Origin of the sequence: Nonomuraea sp. GTA35 (assembly GCF_041950525.1) — a bacterium.
In the GTDB taxonomy this organism is placed as follows: domain Bacteria; phylum Actinomycetota; class Actinomycetes; order Streptosporangiales; family Streptosporangiaceae; genus Nonomuraea.
This window is the reverse complement of record NZ_JBGNUV010000022.1, coordinates 78,488-97,323: the sequence shown is the minus strand read 5'-3', so window position 1 is coordinate 97,323 and position 18,836 is coordinate 78,488. Positions and strand designations below refer to the sequence as shown.

General features: G+C 71.8%; 21 protein-coding genes. 9 read left to right on the top strand and 12 right to left on the bottom strand.

Features of this window, described 5'->3' with window-relative positions; all coding sequences use genetic code 11:
• The first annotated feature begins 22 nt into the window (after positions 1-22).
• The 3 genes from ACBJ32_RS54230 (at position 23) to ACBJ32_RS54220 (ending at position 1,461) form a co-directional block, all read left to right on the top strand.
• The gene (locus tag ACBJ32_RS54230) at positions 23-550 is read left to right on the top strand and encodes a helix-turn-helix domain-containing protein (RefSeq protein WP_375133539.1); all 528 of its coding nucleotides are present in this window, start codon (positions 23-25) and stop codon (positions 548-550) included.
• Between the two features lie 3 nt (positions 551-553).
• Positions 554-970, top strand: coding sequence for a hypothetical protein (locus ACBJ32_RS54225; RefSeq protein WP_357891043.1), 417 nt, complete (start codon positions 554-556; stop codon positions 968-970).
• A 122-nt stretch (positions 971-1,092) separates the two neighbouring features.
• Positions 1,093-1,461, top strand: a complete 369-nt coding sequence (locus ACBJ32_RS54220; RefSeq protein WP_357891046.1) for a DUF2516 family protein — start codon at positions 1,093-1,095, stop codon at positions 1,459-1,461.
• 1 nt (position 1,462) lies between these two features.
• Here the strand turns inward: ACBJ32_RS54220 and ACBJ32_RS54215 are convergent, their stop codons facing one another.
• Positions 1,463-2,086, bottom strand: a complete 624-nt coding sequence (locus ACBJ32_RS54215) for an SGNH/GDSL hydrolase family protein (RefSeq protein WP_357891048.1) — start codon at positions 2,084-2,086, stop codon at positions 1,463-1,465.
• 40 nt (positions 2,087-2,126) lie between these two features.
• Here ACBJ32_RS54215 and ACBJ32_RS54210 point away from each other — a divergent pair, with 40 nt between their 5' ends.
• Complete coding sequence (locus tag ACBJ32_RS54210) at positions 2,127-2,861, top strand: alanyl-tRNA editing protein (protein WP_375133538.1); 735 nt, start codon at positions 2,127-2,129, stop codon at positions 2,859-2,861.
• Here the strand turns inward: ACBJ32_RS54210 and ACBJ32_RS54205 are convergent.
• Positions 2,858-3,769 (bottom strand): TetR/AcrR family transcriptional regulator C-terminal domain-containing protein, encoded by a 912-nt coding sequence (locus tag ACBJ32_RS54205; protein WP_375133537.1) that lies wholly within the window; start codon positions 3,767-3,769, stop codon positions 2,858-2,860. The two genes, ACBJ32_RS54210 and ACBJ32_RS54205, sit on opposite strands and share 4 nt — an antisense overlap.
• Positions 3,770-3,877: 108 nt before the next feature.
• Between ACBJ32_RS54205 and ACBJ32_RS54200 the strand changes: the two genes are divergently transcribed.
• Entirely contained in the window at positions 3,878-4,960 is a 1,083-nt protein-coding gene (locus tag ACBJ32_RS54200) for an FAD-dependent monooxygenase (RefSeq protein ID WP_375133536.1), read from the top strand.
• A gap of 29 nt (positions 4,961-4,989) precedes the next feature.
• Entirely contained in the window at positions 4,990-6,597 is a 1,608-nt protein-coding gene (locus ACBJ32_RS54195; protein ID WP_357891060.1) for a DUF2207 domain-containing protein, read from the top strand.
• 7 nt (positions 6,598-6,604) lie between these two features.
• On the opposite strand, the gene ACBJ32_RS54190 is transcribed toward ACBJ32_RS54195, so the two are convergent.
• Positions 6,605-7,456, bottom strand: coding sequence for a TIGR03619 family F420-dependent LLM class oxidoreductase (locus tag ACBJ32_RS54190; protein ID WP_375133535.1), 852 nt, complete (start codon positions 7,454-7,456; stop codon positions 6,605-6,607).
• A 131-nt stretch (positions 7,457-7,587) separates the two neighbouring features.
• Here ACBJ32_RS54190 and ACBJ32_RS54185 point away from each other — a divergent pair, with 131 nt between their 5' ends.
• Positions 7,588-8,025, top strand: a complete 438-nt coding sequence (locus ACBJ32_RS54185) for a DNA-binding protein (protein WP_375133534.1) — start codon at positions 7,588-7,590, stop codon at positions 8,023-8,025.
• A gap of 82 nt (positions 8,026-8,107) precedes the next feature.
• Here ACBJ32_RS54185 and ACBJ32_RS54180 read toward each other — a convergent pair whose 3' ends face one another.
• Complete coding sequence (locus ACBJ32_RS54180; RefSeq protein ID WP_357891069.1) at positions 8,108-9,016, bottom strand: asparaginase; 909 nt, start codon at positions 9,014-9,016, stop codon at positions 8,108-8,110.
• A 62-nt stretch (positions 9,017-9,078) separates the two neighbouring features.
• On the opposite strand from ACBJ32_RS54180, the gene dtd reads away from it, so the two are divergent.
• Positions 9,079-9,504, top strand: a complete 426-nt coding sequence (dtd, locus tag ACBJ32_RS54175; RefSeq protein WP_357891072.1) for a D-aminoacyl-tRNA deacylase — start codon at positions 9,079-9,081, stop codon at positions 9,502-9,504.
• A 258-nt stretch (positions 9,505-9,762) separates the two neighbouring features.
• Here the strand turns inward: dtd and ACBJ32_RS54170 are convergent, their stop codons facing one another.
• From ACBJ32_RS54170 to ACBJ32_RS54155, 4 genes are all read right to left on the bottom strand, one after another.
• Entirely contained in the window at positions 9,763-10,701 is a 939-nt protein-coding gene (locus tag ACBJ32_RS54170) for a YgfZ/GcvT domain-containing protein (RefSeq protein ID WP_375133533.1), read from the bottom strand.
• 49 nt (positions 10,702-10,750) lie between these two features.
• Positions 10,751-11,164, bottom strand: a complete 414-nt coding sequence (locus ACBJ32_RS54165) for a Fur family transcriptional regulator (protein WP_185110434.1) — start codon at positions 11,162-11,164, stop codon at positions 10,751-10,753.
• Positions 11,165-11,445: 281 nt separating this feature from the next.
• Positions 11,446-11,742 carry a DUF2470 domain-containing protein gene (locus ACBJ32_RS54160; protein WP_375133532.1) on the bottom strand — a complete coding sequence of 99 codons (297 nt, stop codon included), beginning with the start codon at positions 11,740-11,742 and terminating at the stop codon, positions 11,446-11,448.
• A gap of 4 nt (positions 11,743-11,746) precedes the next feature.
• A complete protein-coding gene (locus ACBJ32_RS54155; RefSeq protein ID WP_347701491.1) occupies positions 11,747-12,235 on the bottom strand; it encodes an FABP family protein in 489 nt (162 codons plus the stop codon).
• Positions 12,236-12,297: 62 nt separating this feature from the next.
• Here ACBJ32_RS54155 and ACBJ32_RS54150 point away from each other — a divergent pair, with 62 nt between their 5' ends.
• Positions 12,298-12,660, top strand: a complete 363-nt coding sequence (locus ACBJ32_RS54150) for a DsrE family protein (RefSeq protein ID WP_357891081.1) — start codon at positions 12,298-12,300, stop codon at positions 12,658-12,660.
• 94 nt (positions 12,661-12,754) lie between these two features.
• On the opposite strand, the gene ACBJ32_RS54145 is transcribed toward ACBJ32_RS54150, so the two are convergent.
• The 4 genes from ACBJ32_RS54145 to ACBJ32_RS54130 form a co-directional block, all read right to left on the bottom strand.
• Positions 12,755-13,795: a YihY/virulence factor BrkB family protein gene (locus ACBJ32_RS54145; RefSeq protein WP_375133531.1), complete on the bottom strand. Its 1,041-nt coding sequence runs from the start codon at positions 13,793-13,795 to the stop codon at positions 12,755-12,757.
• Positions 13,796-13,852: 57 nt separating this feature from the next.
• A complete protein-coding gene (locus ACBJ32_RS54140; RefSeq protein ID WP_357891087.1) occupies positions 13,853-14,566 on the bottom strand; it encodes a glutamine amidotransferase in 714 nt (237 codons plus the stop codon).
• Positions 14,556-15,785: a MurT ligase domain-containing protein gene (locus ACBJ32_RS54135; RefSeq protein WP_357891090.1), complete on the bottom strand. Its 1,230-nt coding sequence runs from the start codon at positions 15,783-15,785 to the stop codon at positions 14,556-14,558. Before ACBJ32_RS54135 ends, ACBJ32_RS54140 begins: the two co-directional genes overlap by 11 nt.
• Before the next feature lie 86 nt (positions 15,786-15,871).
• A complete protein-coding gene (locus ACBJ32_RS54130; RefSeq protein WP_375133530.1) occupies positions 15,872-18,745 on the bottom strand; it encodes an ATP-binding protein in 2,874 nt (957 codons plus the stop codon).
• Between the last annotated feature and the right edge of the window lie 91 nt (positions 18,746-18,836).

Here is an 18,836-nt window from a genome sequence, read left to right as displayed (position 1 = left end):
TTGCTGGTGTTAATCACTCCGTTTGCAATTGCAAGCACCACCGGGCAAACTTGTCAGCATGGCACTACCGAAAGTCGGCTCGATCGGTGAATACATCCGCGAGCAGCGGCAGCAGGCGAAGATCTCGCTGCGCCAGCTCGCCGCGGCGGCCGGGGTCTCCAACCCCTACCTGAGCCAGATCGAGCGCGGCCTGCGCAAGCCGAGCGCGGAGATCCTCAACCAGATCGCCAAAGGTCTGCGCATCTCCTCGCAGGCGCTCTACGTGCAGGCGGGCCTCATCGAGGACCGCGAGCCGCCCAGCGACGTGATCACCGCGATCAGGGCCGACGCGCACCTCAGCGAACGGCAACGCCAGGTGCTGATCGACATCTACGAGTCGTTCCGCAAGGAGAAGCACGCCGAGGACGAGCAGACCTCCCAGAATGCCCGCCCCCGGCATGACTCCGATTCGGACGACGCGCCGCTGCCCGAGGAGTTTCTCGCCGCACTTGAGCCCTTTGCGGCGACCTCACGCAACGGCAACGTCACCCAGGAAACCAAGGAAGGTTAACCCATGACGCTGGCCACCGAGGTCAAGAAGCTCACCGAGTCCAAGCCGTTCTACGCCGTCGCCGGCGTCGGCGACTTCGCCGTCGAGAAGCTGCGCGAGCTGCCCGAGCAGCTCTCCAAGCTGCAGTCGCGGCGCTCCGAGATCGCCAAGGACCTGCCGGTCAAGGCCCGCGAGTACGCCGACAAGGCCGAGGGCTTCGCCCGCGAGCTGCCCGACAAGGCCCGCGAGTACGCCGACCAGCTCACCCTCAAGGCCACCGAGGCCTACGAGGACTTCGCCACGCGCGGCCGCAAGGTCGTCAGCAAGGCGAGCGGCACGGCCGCCCTGGAGCTCGAAGAGGTGTCGGAGGCCGCCGAGCCGGCCGTCGCCGAGCCCGTCGAGCCGGTCAAGAAGACCCGTTCCGCCAAGGCCCAGGCCTGACGCAGACCCGAGGCCCGTCTCCCCGCCGGGAGGCGGGCCTTTCCGTTCGGGGGTGCCCGCATGTCGGGGGTGCCTATTAGGCTGAAGCCGTTTGCATCGCGGCGTTGGGCGGAGACGACTACATGGACATGATCAACGGGGTCTTCAACCTCCTCTTCCTGGTGCTCGCCGTGGCCATCCTGGGCATGTCGGTCTACGCGCTCGTGCACGCGCTGCGAGTGCCGGCCAACGCGTTCATCTCGGCGGGCAAACTGCAGAAGAACCTGTGGCTGCTGATCCTCGGGCTGGCCACGCTGTTCTCGGCCGCCGGGGCGTTGAGTTACTTCCAGGCCTTCATGATGGTCGGCGGCGGCCAGTTCATCGGCATCGGCCTCGGGCTGTTCTCCATCGCGGCCGTCATCGCGGCCACGATCTACATCGTCGACGTCAAGCCCGCCGTCAAGGGCATGGGCGGCCGGGGCGGCAACAACGGGCCGTACGGCCCCTGGTAGATCAGGTCAGCTCGGCCGCCAGCCAGGCGGCCAGGCCCTCGTGCCCGGCGAGCGTGGGATGCACCCCGTCGGGCAGGACCGCCTCCTTGGGCCAGCTCCTGCGCATCGGGTCGAGGAACGACACCTTCCCGGCCCTGGCCGCCTCCGCCACGGCGTCGCGCACCCCGTACGCCTTCTTCGGCGGCTCCCCCATCCAGATGGGCCCGACCACCACCGTCCTGGTCTCGGGCCAGTGCGCGCGCACCTCGGCCAGCAGGCTCGCGACGGCCCCGCGCACCCGCTCCGGGCTCCAGCGCCGGTCGTTGTGGCCGCCCGAGATGACCAGCAGGTCGGGGGCGGGGCGCCAGGCCAGCTCCACCTCGAACGAGCGCTGGAACGTGCGGCCCGCCCGCCCCTCGTTGCAGAAGCCGGTGCCGCCCGCGCCCGCGATGATCGGCTGCCAGCCCAGCAGGCGGGCGGTCTGCGAGGCGTACGTCTGCCAGGGCGGCACCGGGCCTGATCCGACCGTGAAGCTGTCGCCCACGAACATCATCACCGGCGCCTGCTGCTCGGCGGGCGCCGGTTTCGCCGCGGACGCGCACGAGGGCAGCCCCAGCACCGCGACGAGCACCGCGACGCGTCTCATCAGGCCACGCATGACCACCCCAGGGCACTAGGCTGCCGATATGAGCACCGATCTCCACGGGCGCACCGAAAGACTGGAACTGTCCGACCAGAGCCTGCGCGACTTCGAAGCCGTCGTCCTGGACGCCACGCCAGAGGGGATCGTGCTGAGCAGGTCGGCATTCTATCCGGGTGGAGGCGGCCAGCCGGCGGATCACGGCGTTCTGATCTGGCAGGGCGTGGAGACCCGCATCGTGGGGGCGCGCAAGGGCGACGACCTCTACCTGATCCCGGCCGAGGGCGACCCGATCCCGCCGGCCGGCACCGTGGTCAGGGCCGCGGTGGCCGACGAGCGGCGTTCGGCCCTCATGCGCACGCACTCCGGCCTGCACGTGCTGTGCGGGGTGGTCTTCCGCGACTACGGCTGCCTGGTCACCGGCGGCAACATGGACGAGCTCAGCGCCCGCATGGACTTCGACCTGCCCGAGGTGCCTCCCGGCTTCAAGGAGGCCGTGGAGGACGCCTGCAACGCCGAGATCCTCGCCGACCGGCGCATCGACGTGCGGGTGCTGCCCAGGGCCGAGGCGTTCACCATCCCCGGCATCATCCGCACGGCCACGAACCTGGTGCCCGAGACCGTCCAGGACGTGCGCATCGTCGACATCGTCGGCCTGGACACCCAGGCCGACGGCGGCACCCACGTGGCCTCCACCAAGCAGATCGGGCGGATCAAGGTCGCCAAGATCGAGAGCAAGGGCCGCGGCTTCCGCCGCCTGCGCATCCAGATCTCCGACTAGCGGGGCTCGACCAGCCTCGTCAGCCCGTCGAGCAGCGACCGGAGCCCGAACTCGAAGAGCCGGTCGAGGTCGAGGTCGAAGTCGCCCAGCTCGTCGAGCAGCCGCGAGAAGGCCGGGTTGGCCGCCTTGATGCCGCTCAGGAACTCCTCCTGCCCGGTCATCCACTCCTCGTCGGTGATCCCCGTGTCCGCCCTGGCGCGCTGCTCCAGCTCGATGTGGGCGGCGATCCCCTGCACGAAGCTGTAGATGAGGATCGTCACGTACATCCGGGTCGCCGCGTCGAGCCCGGTCTCCTGCAGCACCTCCATGACGAACTCCGAGTGCTGGAGCAGCGCCTGCGAGGGCACCGGGCGGGTCAGCGGCGTGGCCCCGGCCATCCACGGATGCGCCCGGTAGGCGGCCCACTGCACGCGCGCCGAGGCCTCCAGCCGTCCCCGCCAGCCCTCGGGGCGCTCCGCCGGCAGCGGGAAGCCGGCGAACGCCGCGTCCACCATGAGCATGACCAGGTCGTCCTTGCCGCCCACGTGCCGGTAGAGGGACATGGTGGCCGCTCCGAGCCGGCCCGCCACGGCTCGCATCGTCAGCTCTGAAAGCCCTTCCGCGTCGGCGATCTCGATGGCCGCCCGTACGATGCGCCGCCGCGTCAGCTCGTGCTCGGCCGTCACGCCCGGCCGGGGCCTGGCCGGGGTGCCGGGCCGCTCGGCCACCACCGTGCCCACGCGCGGCTCGGCCACCACCACGCCCTCGCGCGCCAGCAGCGTCAGCGCCTTGGCGGCGGTGGCCAGGGCGACGTTCCAGTCTCTGGCGAGTTGCCTGGTGGAGGGCACGCGCTCGCCCGGGCGGAGCCGGCCGTCGGCGATGCGCTGCTTGATGTCGGCCGCGATGCGGGCGTGGGGCGTGGGGCTCATCCGTCCTCCTGTACTAGTACAGATTCTGCCACTATACCCTTGCGACCTGCTGTATGTACTACGTACATTCAGTGCTGCGTACAAAGTCAACACACAGGGAGCGCAGTCATGAAGAAGGTTCTCGTCTCCGGCGCGAGCATCGGCGGCCCCGTCCTGGCGTACTGGCTGGGGCGGCACGGGTTCGACGTGACAGTGGTCGAGCGGGCGCCCGCGCCCCGCAAGGGCGGCCAGGCGGTGGACATCAGGGGCGCGGCGCTGACCGTGGTCGAGCGGATGGGGGTGCTGGAGCCGATCCGCGCGCTGCGGACGACCATGCGCGGCATGAACATGGTGGACGGCGACGGCAACGAGATCATGCGCAGCGAGGAGGAGACGCTCAGCGGCGGCCGGTTCGACAGCCCGGACATCGAGATCATGCGGGACGACCTGAACAACATCCTCCTGGACGCCTCGACGACCGCCCGCTACGTCTACGGCGACTCGATCGCCACGCTGGGCCAGGACGGCGAGGTGACGTTCGAGGGCGGGTGGCGCGACCGCTACGACCACATCATCGGCGCCGACGGCCTGCACTCCAACGTGCGCAGGCTCGCCTTCGGCCCCGAGCAGCAGTTCCTGCACCACCTCGGCACCTACGTCTCCATCTACACCGCAGGCAACTTCCTCGGCCTCGACCACTGGCAGACCTGGTTCAACGCGGGCGAGGCGGGCGGCGCGCTGTTCAGCGACCGCGACCCTGCCGAGATGCGGGTCAACCTCGGCTTCAGGTCCGGCGTGATCGACTACGACTACCGCGACCTCGACCAGCAGAAGCGACTCATCCAGGAGCACTGCTCGGCGGTCTGGGAGGCGCCCAGGCTGCTGGAGGCCATGTGGAAGGCCGACGACTTCTACTTCGACTCCATGGCCCAGGTGAGGATGGAGCGCTTCACCAAGGGGCGGGTCGCGCTGGTGGGCGACGCCGGGTACTGCGCCTCGCCGCTGTCCGGGCAGGGCACGAGCCTGGCGCTGGTGGGCGCGTACGTGCTCGCGGAGGAGCTCGGCGCCGGCGGCGCGGACGCCTTCGAGAGGTACGAGGAGCGCATGCGCCCGTTCGTCGCCGCGAACCAGGCGCTCGCCCACGAGAACCCCGGCCAGGGCGCCGCCCCGGAGAGCGTCCAGCGGGCGGCCGGCAACATCGTTCTGACCTGAGCAGGTACGAACCGATACGATTTGCCGCCATGGGTATCAGACTCACGATGGCCGCCCTGGCGGCCACCGCTCTGACGTTGTCCGCAACCCCCGCCGCCCTCGCAGCGGAGGCCGGGATGACGGACGAGGTCACGATGACCCTCGGCAAGGACGGCACCCTGCACGTGGTCGAGAAGATCAGCGGCGCGTCGGGGCAGCTCAAGCGCACGTTCATCACCCGGACGCGGTACGACGACAGCAACGACCGCCTGTACCGGATCTCGAACGTCAAGGGCGGCACCCTCGCGGGCGACGTGCTCACCGTGACGGGTCAGACCGTCGAGTACGACGTCAAGGGGGCGGTGACGCCCTCGGGCGGCATCGAGGAGCTGCGCTGGTTCGCCGTGAACGGCTGGAACCAGCCGGTCGCCAAGGCCACGGTCAAAGTGACCGGCCCCGGGCAGGTCCAGAACCTGTCCTGCTTCGCCGGCGCCCTCACCTCGGCCATCGGCTGCACCTCGGCCTCCATGGACCACGCCGCCACGCAGGCCGACTTCGAGCAGGAGAACATCGCTCCCGACCAGGCCCTCACCGTCATCGTCGGATACCCCAAGGGCTCCAGCAACGGCAAGCCCATCCTGGACAAGCGCTTCTCCCTGTCGGCCGCGTTCACGCTCGACACCGTCACCGGCGGCGCTCTGGCCGGGCTGCTGGTCCTGATGCTCGGCGGCGTCGCCCTGCTCTACTGGACGCGCGGCCGCGACGCGCGGGTCGCCGGCCACGAGAGCGGCAAGGTCGATCCGGTGCAGAACGGCCACTTCACCCCGCCCGACGGGGTGCGCCCCGGCCAGATCGGCACGCTCGTGGACGAGCAGGCCGACGTGGTCGACGTCACCGCCACCATCGTCGACCTCGCCGTCCGCGGCTACCTGCGCATCGACGAGCAGCCCAGGCAGGTGTACGACGCGCCCGACTGGATGCTGGTCAGGCTGCCGAACGCGCCGATGAACGCGCTGCTGCCGTACGAGCTGGCGCTCTACCAGGCCATCTTCGACGGGCGCGACGCGGTGCTGCTGTCGCAGCTGTCCGGCTCGTTCGCCGCCAACCTCGGCAAGGTGCGCGACGCGCTCTACGCCGACGTGGTCCGGCAGGGCTGGTTCGCCCGCCGCCCCGACACCGAGCGCACCAGGTGGACCATGATCGGCGTGGTGCTCGTCGGCGTGGGGCTGCTGGCCACGGTGGCGCTGGCCTGGTTCACCACGTACGGGCTGCTCGGCCTGGCCCTGGTCATCGCGGGCGGCGCGCTGGCCGTCGGCGGCCAGTACATGCCGGCCAAGACCGCCAAGGGGTCGGCGGCGCTGGCGCACACGATGGGCTTCCGCCAGTACCTGTTCTCCGGCGAGCTGGGGGACGTGCCCGAGCAGCACCGGGTGGAGCTGTTCTCCCGCTACCTGCCGTACGCGGTGATCTTCGACGGGGTGGAGCACTGGTCGCGGGTGGTGGCCTCCGTCACGGGCAACGGGCACCAGGCCGACAACCTGTACTGGTACCACGGGCCCGCGGAGTGGGACCTGTCGAAGTTCGCCGGCTCGATGCGTACGTTCACCCAGACGACGTCCGGCGCCATCTCCGCCACCCGCCAGTTCCGCTCCCTGTAGGGATCGTTCAGAGGGAGAACCGTTCGGCGAACGCCGACAGCTCCGCGCGCTGCTCGTCCGGTTCCGTGGTCGAGGGGCTGACGACGAGGCGGGTCACCCCCTGCGCGGCGAGCTCCTCGGCGCGGCCGGCGGGCATGTCGATCGCCCCGAAGCGGGTGTACTCCAGCGCGTCCGGGTCGCGGCCCGCCTCGGCGGCGGTGGTGCGCGCGAGTTCCCACAGCTCGGCCAGTTCCTCGGCGCGCAGCCTGCCGCCGGGGTAGAAGCCGTCGCCACGCAGGCCCGCCCGGCGCGCGGCCGCCCGGCTCGACCCGCCGACGTGGATCGGCAGCGTGGTGGCCGCGTGCGGCTTGGGATAGCTGCAGAGGCGGTCCAGGTCGAAGAACTCCCCGGCGAAGCTGACGCCCTCCGCGCCGCCCGCCCACAGCAGCCGCAGCGCGTCGATCGCCTCGTCGGCGCGGCGGCCCCGGCCGGCGAAGTCCACCCCCATCGCCCTGGCCTCCCCCGGCAGGGCGCCGAGGCCCACGGTGAGCAGCCGCATCCTGCCCTTGGACAGCACGTCGATGGTGGCCAGCCGCTTGGCGAGGGTCACCGGGTGGTGGTACGGGAGCAGCAGCACGCCGGTGCCGAGCAGGATCCGCTCGGTGTGGGCGGCGACGAAGGTGAGGGCGTCGAGCGGGTCGGCGTACGGCAGCGTCGGCGGCAGCTCGAAGGGCCCGATGGCGGCACCCGGGTACAGCACGATGTGCTCGGGGACGTACAACGACTCGAACCCGCACTCCTCGGCCAGCCGGGCGAACGCGGCGAGTTTGTCAGGATCCACGCCGTGATGCGGCGTGCTGTAACTGATTCCGAATTTCATCTGCTGCTTCCTCGGTCGGCGCGGCGGGACGCCCGACCAGGCTAGAAGCTTGACACCGGCGTCAGGGAAGTGAACAACTTGTTTAAAACAAATTGTTGACATCAGGTGCGTCCGTGCCCCATGGTGATCTCATGTCTTCCGAAGCCGACCTCTTCAACCCCCCGCAGCCCGAGCAGGCGCGAGCGCAGCGCGTGTACGCGTCCCTGCACCGCATCGCCGAGCGGCACGCGGCCACCGACGAGCAGCGCCAGCGGCAGGTCCACCCGTCGGCCCTCGCGCCGCACGAGGCGGTCAGGCTCGTCACGTTCCTGCTCAGCGGGGCCGCGCGGCTGGACGACGGCGAGGAGGCGGTGGACCACGCCGACATCACCGCCGCGCTGAGCCTCGTCCCGCTGGTCCGCGGGGAGCTGGACGCGCTCGAAGCCACGCTGCTCCAGCTCGCCCGCGGGCGGAACATGACCTGGCAGGACATCGCCTTCGGGCTCGGCCTCGGCACCCCGCAGGCCGCCAGGCAGCGCTACGAACGCCTCGCCGACCGCGTACCCGCCGACCCGGACGCGGCGGAGTAGCCGCCTCACGCGCAGCCGGAGCTCGCCGACCAGGCGGGCGGGGCCTTGGGCGCAGCGGCGGGTCGCCGGCCAGGCGGGGCCCTCAGCGCAGCCGGAGCTCGCCGACGGGCCGCCCGCCGCCCAGCACTGTGCCGGCGGCGAGCTCGGCCAGCTCGGGCGCGTCCAGGCCCAGCGAGCGCAGCGCCGCCACGGTGACGGGCACGCGGGCGCGCGCGCCACCGTCCTCGATCTTGACGGTGCCGGCGCGCCCGTCCTCGAACACGAACGCGTCGAAGGCCTCCGCCCCCGCCTTCAGCATCAGCCCGGGCACCGCCCGCATCAGCTTGGCCTCGGCCCTGTCGGTGCCGGAGGTCCACTCGGGGTAGGTGCGCATGGCGTCGAAGATCTTGCGCTCGTACGAGTCCTCCGACGACATCGGGAACGCCCGGAACGCCTTGGTCACGCCCAGCATCGACACGAAGAACAGCGGCGCCCCGCACCCGTCCACCCCGGAGGCCGCCACCCGCTCCCCGGTCAGCTCCTCCACCGTCTCGCGGATCGCCCGCTGCAGCGGATGCGCCGGCTCCAGGTACGTGCTCAGCGGCCAGTCGTTCGCCACGCAGGTGGCCAGCATGGCGGAGTGCTTGCCCGAGCAGTTCATGTAGACGCGCCCGCGCTCGGTGGCCGCGCGGTCGAACGGGTAGTCCTCGGGGCACTGCAACGCCGACTCGTCCAGACCGGCTCCCGCCAGGATCTTCCTGACGCCGTCCACGTGGAAGGGCTCGCCGGAGTGCGAGGCGCAGGCCAGCGCGAGCAGCTCGTTCTCCAGGCGCAGGCCGCTGCGGAGCATGCCCAGCGCCTGCAGCGGCTTCATCGACGACCGTGGCGAGGCCGGCACGTGCACCGCGCCCCTGGTCTCGACCGGGCGGCCTGCCGCGTCCACGGTCAGCATGCGAGCCTGATGCGTGGACTCCACGAACCCGGACCGGACGACTTCCACAATCAACGACATTTCACGTTCCCCTTTCGACATGAGTGTATGAAGGGTTTGGTCCTGGTCCAGAATGGGATGCCATGCGAGCAGTCGTACAGAGAGTCAGTTCGGCGTCGGTCGAGGTCGAGGGGCGCGTGGTCGGGGCGATCAGCGAGCCCGGCCTGCTTGTCCTGGTGGGGGTCACGCACACGGATACGCGCGCCGAGGCCGCCAAGCTCGCCGCCAAGCTGTGGGGGCTGCGCATCCTGCACGGCGAGAAGTCCTGCTCGGACGTGTCGGCGCCGCTCCTGGTGATCAGCCAGTTCACCCTGTACGGCGACGCGCGCAAGGGCCGCCGCCCCACCTGGCAGGCCGCCGCCCCTGGGCCCGTCGCGGAGCCGCTGGTGGATGCGGTGGTGGCGGAGTTGCGGGCGTTGGGGGCGCGGGTGGAGACCGGGGTGTTCGGCGCTGACATGAAGGTGGCGCTGGTCAACGACGGCCCGATCACCCTCGTCCTGGACATGTGACCCCGGGGCCGGCCTGGGCGGTGCGGGTGTGGGGGGCCGTGCCCGCCCTGAGCGCCGTGCGCGTTGCGACGAACACCACGGCACACCGTCCCGCCGACCCGGCGCCGCTTGCGGCGCTCCGCATGCCGCAGCTCGCCCAGTGCAGCACCGATGCCGTCCCGCCCGATGCGCGGGCGCCGCGCTGGGCGGGCGCCGCGCGGCACGCAGGGATCGCGCGGTCGGCCGGCGCCGCACAGTCGGCAGGTGCCGCGTGGTGGGTTAGCGGATGCGGCGGCGGAGGGACGGGTCGATGGTGACGTTGCGGCCGGCGTCCGGTGGGACGACGACCTCCTGGGCGGCGGCCACCCCGCCCGCGAGCAGCGGAGCGTCCACCGGCACCGTGCGCTTGACCACCGCCAGGGCGATCGGGCCCAGCTCGTGGTGGCGGGCGGCCGAGCCGACGACGCCCACCTCCTGGCTCTCGAAGATCACGGGAGCGCCGTGCGCGGGCAGCGTGTCGACGCTCCCGTCCAGGTGCAGGAACACCAGGCGCCGCGGCGGGTGCCCCAGGTTGTGCACCCGGGCCACCGTCTCCTGCCCGCGGTAGCAGCCCTTGCTGAGGTGCACCGCCCCGCCGATCCAGCCCACCTCGTGCGGGATCGTCTTGTGGTCGGTCTCGAAGCCCAGCCGGGGCCGGTGCGCCTCGATGCGCAGGGCCTCGTACGCCCACAGCCCCGCCAGCGGCTTGCCCAGGTGGTCGGCGAGCTCGGCGCGCGGCACCAGGAAGTCTTCAGTGGCCGTGGACAGCACGGCGAGGTCGTCGGCCGGCGACACCTCGACCCGCAGCATGAACCGCATGCGGTCGAGGTAGCCGATCAGGCTCTGCGCGGTGCCCGGCTCGACGTGGGCCAGGATGCTCTGCCCGTCGTCGGTCAGCGTGAGGTGGTGCTGGACGCGGCCCTGCAGGTCGAGGTCGAGCGTCTGCGTCCACTCGCCCGGCTGGAGCGTGTCGAGCTTCTGCGAGGTGAGGTCGTTGAGCCATTTCAGCCGGTCCGCGCCGGTGATGCGGATCACCTCGCGGTTGCTGCGGTCGACGACCGCTTCTCCCTTGACCAGTGCGCGCTGCTCGGCGAACAGGTCGCCGTAGTGCGCGGCTACGTCGGAGTCAGGGGCGTCCGCCGGGACGGCGCCGGGGAGGTCGAGCAGAGGGCTACGCATGCCTTCCAGGCTATCCGCACCGCCGACGGCGGCTGTCCGCCGCGGGGGGTCAGCGGCAGTTGCGGCAGCGGCCGAAGACGGTCAGGTGGTGGACGTCCGCGACGAAGCCCAGCTCCTCGTCCAGGCCCTTGACCAGCCCCTCGGCCAGCTCGGGCCGCACCTCGAACACCTCGTCGCAGCCCCGGCACACCAGGTGCACATGGTCGGCCTCGGCCGCCAGGTGGTAGGTGGGGGCGCCGTGCCCGAGGTGGGTGTGGGTGACCATGCCGAGCTCTTCGAGCAGCTCCAGCGTGCGGTAGACGGTGGAGATGTTCACCCCGCGCGCCGTCTGGCGGACCTTGACGCAGATCTCCTCCGGCGTGGCGTGCTCCAGCTCCTTGACCGCCTCCAGCACGAGCTGGCGCTGGGGAGTGACCCGGTAGCCCTTGGCGCGGAGTTCCTCATGCCACTGCGTCTCGGTCATGCCTTCGATACTACGACCCGACGATATTCACTTGCCCCTTTCGCGGCGGAGCGCATAGCTTCTTGGGTACGCGGAAAGGAGGTGGTCCGAATAATGGTTAGTCATAGTCGGGCTAGCGAGGTGGTTGTCCGCTGACCTCGCGGACTGTTGTCTCGTGACGTGACGCGAATACGAGGCAACCACCGGGGCCCCTGGCAGCCGGAGGGCGGGACATCGATCCCGACCATGGTCCATCCGGCCCGCCGCCACGGCGGAGTGTTGCCTGGGGCCCTTCTTCAGTTTCAGTGCTCGCCGCGGGCCTGGAGGCCGAGCTTCTCGCACGCCTCGCGGTAGAGCCGCACCACTGCCTTGCGCACCTGGGCCCGCTCGGTGAGCGTCTCGCCCCAGGGCACGCGCACCCGCTCCCCGCCGTCGATCGTGAACGTGATCGCCTCGGCGTCGACGTCGCTGGTCAGCGCCGTCTTGGCCGCGGGCCGCCCGCCGAGCCCCCGCACGATGATCAGCCCGTCGTCGGCGTGGTCGTCATTCATGTGCCGCTTGATCGCCTCGACGGCGTCAGCGGTGAACGGCGTGCTCATGGGATCAGGCCACCTTCTTCAGCTCTGCCGACATGTGGTCGGTGAGCGGGTGACCGACGGCCGCCATCTCGTAGGCCCACATGAGGTTGCCGTTGACCAGGCCGTACAGGCGATGGCCCGCGGTGTACTCCTTGGCCGAGGCGGTGCGTGCCACCACGTCCGTACGCAGCTCGATCTTGTGGAAGACGACCTCGCCGATGTAGATCTCGACGATCCCGGTGGGATGCGAGAGCACGACCTCGACCTGCCGGTCGGGCTGGGGCCGCCAGTAACCGGACTCCGTGGCCAGCGGCCTGACCCGGTTCCCGGCCTCGTCGAGCAGCCAGGTGCGGCTCACGTACGTCAGGAACGGTTTGCCGTTGTGCCCGAACTCGATCTCCTGGCCGAAGTTGAAGCTCTCGATCGTCGGGTAGCCGCCCACGCCGGCGCCTTCCCACCGCCCCAGCAGGAACGCGATCGGCTCCAGGTCGGGGTGCACCTCAGGTTCTTCCATGCTCCCCAAGCGTAGTGGCGCGCCACGCCCGTACGGGCTCCTCCGGGGCTAGGGTGACGGATATGGCACGTTCACTGGTGATCAAGGTGACCGCGGGGGCCGACGCTCCCGAGCGCTGCAACCAGGCGTTCACGGTCGCGGCCGCCGCGCTCGCGAGCGGTGTATCCGTTTCCCTGTGGCTGACCGGCGAGTCGTCGTGGTTCGCGCTGCCCGGCCGGGCCAAGGAGTTCACCCTGCCGCACGCCGCGCCGCTCCCCGACCTGCTCGACGCCGTGCTGGCGGCCGGGCGGGTGACGCTCTGCACGCAGTGCGCCGCCCGCAGGAACATCACCGTGGACGACCTCATCGAGGGGGTGCGGATCGCGGGCGCGCCGGCGTTCGTCGAGGAAGTGACCGCCGAGGGCGTGCAGGCCCTGGTCTACTGACCGGCGGGCAGGGCCCGGCCGGTCTCCTGAGGCGTCGCGAGGCCCGGCAGGATCTGCGGCGTCGCCGCTGATCGCCCGGCGCCCGGCGATGGCCCTAGCGGCTGCCGCGCTTCCCGCCCAGCAGGCCCCGCACCGCGCCGATCATCGCCGACCCGACCTCCCCCGCCAGGGGTTCGCGCTCCTCCTCCGCCGTGGGCCCCGGATCGGGGTGCGCGGGCTGGGCGCAGCCCGCGCGGCACGCCTCCAGCTGCGCCGCGAACGCCATGCCCAGGAAGAGCGCGATCGAGCTGAGGAACGACCACAGCAGCAGCGCCATCACGGCGGTCAGCGGCCCGTACGTGTCGCCGAACGAGCTGTTGTACTCGGTGTAGGCGGCCAGGGCCAGCGTGAACAGCGTCCATAACCCGAGCGCCACCAGCGCCCCCACGGCCAGCCACGTGTGACCCGGCTGCCTGCGCCGGGGCGAGGCCCGGAACAGCGTCACCGTGGAGGCCAGCGCGAGCAGGAAGCCGAGCGGCCAGCGGACGAAGGGGTAGGCCTGGCGGGCTCCGGCGCCCCAGCCGAAGGTCTCGCTCAGGGCGTCGCCGAGCTCGCCGCCGCCCACCAGGACCGTGAAGCCGGTGATCATGCAGATCCCGGCGGTCAGCGCCAGCACGACCGCCCTGGCGTACTTGCGGTGGAACGGCCGGTCGCGCTCGACGCCGTAGATCCGGTTCGCCCCCCGCTCGAACTGCGCCATCGCGGAGGCGAGCGCGGCCAGCGTGGTGGCCAGGCCCAGCCAGAGCGCCAGCTCGTCCCTGGTGCCGTTCCCGCCGTCGAGCACCTGCGCGACGGCCTCCGCGCCGCCGCCGGGCGCCAGGGCGCTCAGCGTGAGCCGCAGCACCCTGCCCAGCTCCTCCTGGTGGGTGACCGCGCTCAGGCCGACGACGGCGATGGCGCCGGGGATGATGGCCAGGCAGATCTGGAACGCCAGGGCGCGCGAGTGGCTCATGCCGTCGCCGTACCGGAACCTGGTGAACGAGTCGCGCACGAAGTGCCAGCCGCCGTACTTGCGCAGCGTCTCCCACGCGTCGTCGGCGGACAGTTCCTCCCCGCTCATCGTGCGGGTCTGGGGGACAGTGACCGTGGATCCCACGGCGGACGTCCTACCCCGAAGTGGTCGCTCCAGCCGCCCGGGCGGCTGGAGCGGCCGTCACGGTTGCAGCACCGTCGTCAGGCGCTCCTGGCGCAGCGCCTCGTAGCGGGAGTCGTCGAGCGGCGCCAGCTCGCCCACCCGCCACGACAGCAGCAGGTCGGCCAGCGCCGGGTTGCGCGCCAGCGCCGGCCCGTGCAGGTAGGTGCCCACGACGTGCCCCGCGTAGCAGCCCTCGAACCCGTCGCCGTTGCCCACGCCCTTGACCGTCCGCGACAGCGGCCGGACGCCGGGGCCCAGGTGGGTGACGCCCATGTGGTTCTCGAAACCGGTCAGCGTGGGCAGGTTGAGCGCGGCGTCCACCTCGGCCACCAGCTCGCCCACCGCCCGCGCGGGGCCGCGGACGCTGGAGATGTCGAGCAGGCCGATGCCGTCCACGGGCTGGCCCTCCTCGCCGCCGAACGTGCTGCCCATGATCTGGTAGCCGGCGCACACCGCCAGCATGGCCGCGCCGCGCGCGATGGCGCGGTGCAGGCCGCCGTCCCTGCGCAGGCGCTGGGCGGCCAGGATCTGCGGGCGGTCCTCGCCGCCGCCGATCAGGTAGATGTCGCCGGTCTCGGGGACCGGGTCGGCCGAGCGTACGTGGATCGTCTCCGTCTCGATCCCCCTGCGCTGCGCCCGCTGCTCCAGGACCAGCACGTTGCCCTGGTCACCGTACGTGCTCAGCAGGTCGGGGTAGATCCAGACGATGCGAAGGGCGCTGTCAGACGGCACGGCCGAACTCCGATCGGATCTGCTGGAAGGCGGTGTAGTTGGCGATCACGTCCACCCGCCCGGGCGGCTGCATGGCCAACGCCTCCGTGAACGTGTCGCACAGCGTGAACGGCACGTCGGCCACGTCGAGCCGGAGCGCCAGGTCGAGGCGGCGCTCACCGGTGACGAACACGGGGCGCCCGCGCAGGATGCGGTAGTCGACGTCCCACAACCACGAGGTGTCGCGCCCGTCGGGGCCCTGCGCGTTGACCGAGAGGATGATCGGCAGCTGCGGGTCGGCGACGTCGAACGCCTCCAGCCAGCCCGCCGGGTTCTTCGCCAGCAGCAGCCGCGCGTGCCGGCCCTCGCGCTCGACGGTGGTGTAGCGGCCCGCCACCGAGGTGACCTCGCGCAGCCGGGGCAGCGCCCGGTCCACCGGCAGCCCGAACGCCTCGGCCACCGCCAGCGCCATCACCGCGTTGGAGCGGTTGGCCTGGCCGGGGAGCTGGATGTCGAGCAGCCAGCGCTGCCCGCGCGGGTCGATCGCCGAATCACCGTCGACCACCCACTGCGGCTCGGGCCGGTGGAAGGTGCACTCCCGGCACGCCCAGTCGGCGTCCTTGCGGTCGAGCGGGCCGCCGCACTCGGGGCAGCACCAGGAGTCCTCCTTCCACCGCTGACCGCCCGCGACCCAGGTGACCTTGGCCGCCGTGGACGCGCCCCAGGTGACGAGCGGGTCGTCGCAGTTGGCGATGACATGGGTGGGCTTGCCGGACAGGGCCCTGCGCCACTTCTGCGCCAGCAGCCAGATCTCGGCGGCGCGGTCCATCTGGTCGCGGCTGAGGTTCATCAGGCAGACGACGCCGGCGCCGGTCGTGGCGAGCACCTCGGGCAGATACTTCTCGTCCACCTCCAGCACGCCGTAGGGGGCGCGCTTGTGCTGGGAGAGCGCGGAGACGTGGCCGGCGGGCATGTTGGCGCCGAACGCGTTCGTGGCCACCTCGCCGAGCTCCAGCAGCGCCGAGGTGATCAGCCTCGTGGTGGTGGTCTTGCCGTTGGTCGCACTGACCAGGGCCAGCTTGCGGTCGCGGGCCAGCTTGCGCAGAAGGTCAGGCTCGAGCAGCAGGCCGACCCGACCGCCGATCACCGAGCCGTCGCCACGCCCGGTCATCCTGGACAGCGTGGCGGCGCTGCGGCCCAGGGCACTGGCGAGCTGGGCCCGCAGAGGAAGCTGGGTCATGAGCAAGGATCCTAGTCGGCGTTGGCCCCAAGTCTGGAGACACGCGCGAAAACGCACCCCTTTGCGATCAGCTCGCCGCGCGACGGTCAGGAGGCCGGTGGCTCGGCGAAGGCGATCTCCGGTGAGCCGCCGTGCTCGAACGGCAGCACGAAGCGGCGCGGCCACGACAGCACGCTCTCCAGCCAGCCCGCCCCCATCGTCTGCCCCACGTGCCTGGTCCTGGCCGCGGACTCCACGCCGATCGCGACCGTCACGATGTCGCGCTGCACGCTCTCGTGCTCGTCGTCCCCGAGGATCACCCGCCAGGCCAGCGCCCGGTTGTGGTCCACCTCCATCGACAGCGGGTGGTGGCGCAGCGCCTTGGCCCGGTGGCCGAGCAGCTCGGGCTCGACGGAGCCGGGGCCGGTGCCGCCCGGCTGGCGGAACAGGGCGTACTCCATGGGGGGCGCGGGGCTGCGCAGGTTCGGGGCCGGCTGGCCGTACGGGAAGAGCCTGTCCACCTCGTGCAGCCAGCGCACCTGCGGGATGACCCACGAGGCGCCGGGGCGTTCGCCCCCGCTGTCGACGCCGGCCAGCAGCCGGGTGGCGGTCTCGGCGGCCTTCTCCGTCAGCAGGGCCGGGTCGAACCACGTGCGCAGCGACCAGGCGCGCCGCTGCACCGAGCGCTCGATCAGGGTGGCGAGCAGGCATTCGCGGCGCCGCGCCGGCAGGTCGGCCCAGGCGGCCGACAGGGCGCGCGGCACGCCCGGCAGCGGCCGGTTGCCGACGAAGGCCAGCACGACCGTGTCGCACCAGATGCGCAGCCACGCCCACTCGGCCGCGCCGGCCAGCACGTCGGCCTCGCGCAGCTCCACCAGCGTGCACGCCTGCCCCGTACGGCACTGCGCCCCGCAGGCCGCCGAGCGGCGGCCCCGGATGGGCGGCGGCGGCCCCGGCAGCGCCTTCTCCCTGGACTCCCCGAGCGGCACGCGCACCCGCAGCGGCCGGTCCATCCCGTCGGCGAACACGGCGGCCGAGCCCGGCTGCAGCGAGACCACGTGGCGGGACTGCTCGTCGCTGAGGTTCATGGCGGCGCCGACGAGCTGCCTGTCGTCCTCGGCGGGCAGCCGGTGCACGACCTTCAGCGCCGTGTTCTTCACGACGTCGGAGACGAGCTTGGTGGGGATCTGCTCGGCCACCACGATGCCCTCCCCGTACGCCCTGATCTCGGCGAGCATCCCGGCCAGCAGCTCCACGGCGTGGGTGGAGGCCCGGCCGTGGCCGCGGTCGCGCAGCAGCCGGTGCGCCTCCTCGATCACGATGACGTGGCGCAGCTCGGCGGAGCGCTCCCGCCTGGCGCGCATGCGCAGGTGCTCGACGATCCGGATGATCAGGGTGCCCATGAGGAACGCCTTGTCCTCGTCGTTGGCCACGTCCTCGATGGCCAGCACGACCTGGCGTTCCAGCAGGCCGCCGATGTCGGCGGGGTGGCCGCCCTCGAAGAAGCGCCCGGCGGAGCCGACGCGCAGCGAGCGCAGCCGCAGCGAGATGAAGCCCTCGACGTCGGCCTGCACCTCGCGGCCGTAGCCGATCTCCTTGATGACGTCCATCGCGTGCTGCTGGAGCTGTTCGAGGGTGGGGACGCTGGGCGGGACGTTCGAGCCCGGCACGGCGCCGCCGGTGACCACGTCCCAGCCGGTCGCCTCGTAGACGCGCTGCAGCGCCAGCGACATGATCTGCGGGAACGGCTCCTCGGCGTCGAACGCGGCCATGAACAGCGCCCTGACCATGTCGATGTGCGCCTGGACGGGGTAGCCCGGCTCGGGTTCGAGCGGGTTGACGCTGAACGGCACGCCGTCGGGCGCCGACGGGTTGATCACGGTGACGGGCTCGTCGACGCGGCCGGCCATGGCGGCGTACTCCGACTTGGCCGGCTCGATGGCCAGCCACGGGATGCGGGCCCTGCTGAGCTGCTCCAGCAGGTGCCGCACGGTCTGGGACTTGCCGGAGCCGGTCGCGCCCGTGACGAACGCGTGCCGGTTCAGCGTGGCCAGCGGCACCCGGAACGTGCCGACCCCCCGGTCCTGGCCGTCGAGGATCTCGCCGAGCTCCAGCTCGCCCCCGTCGGCGCCCTCGTCGGACTCCGACGTCACGTCGAAGAAGCCCGAGTCGAGCACGCGCACGCCGGGCACCTCCCGCCTGGGCAGCCCGGCCAGCGCGGCCAGCGCCCCCGCTGTGGCGGCGAAGGGGGCGGCGGCGCCGTCGGCCGGGTCCTGCATGGTGATGGCCAGGGCCTCCGGCAGCGAGTAGGCGGCGCCGTGCGTGCTGCGCAGCCGGTACGGGTGCTGGCTCATCTCGACGGACCCGACGAGCACGGGCGCGATCTGCCGCAGCTCGTCGGCCGTGGCCCCGCCGGCCAGCACCCGCACGTTCCACAGGCCCGCCTCGCGGAAGGCGTCCAGCTCCTGCATGCGGCGCTCGGCCCGCTCGGCGTCGAAGCGCGAGCGCTCGGAGGCGTCGCCGTACTGCCGCAGCACGTTGAGCTGCGTACGCAGGTGCGCCACCTCGGCGTCGAGCAGGTCCGTCGGCTCGGCCACGACCAGCCAGGCGAACGGCCGCGACATCAGCGTCACCAGCGTCGACTCGAACAGCGTGGGGCGCTTGAGCTCGTCCGGGTCGAACTCGCGCCCCTTGCTGCCCAGCGGTGGCGCCTGCCGCCCCGGGCACGGCGTCCACACCAGGTCGGCCAGGTCGGCCAGGTACTCCTGGTTCAGCCGCACCCCGCGCGCCCCGCCCGGGAACAGCAGTGGCTGCGGCCCGCTCGGGGCGTCGGGCAGGTCCGTGGACCTGCGTGGCTGGCGCGGCGGCGACAGCGGGCCGGCGTTGGTGATGAGTTCGAGCGGCGCCCCCGAGCCCCGCGACAACCATCCGATGACGAACGGCCGGTCGCGCTGCGCCGCCGACAGCACCGCGGGAAGCACAGTGACGAAATCCCACTCCGCCGACGAGCTTCGCGAGGGTGCTGCGATCGACTGAATTCGATACCAGGGCCCGCTCAGCGAGACACTCGGC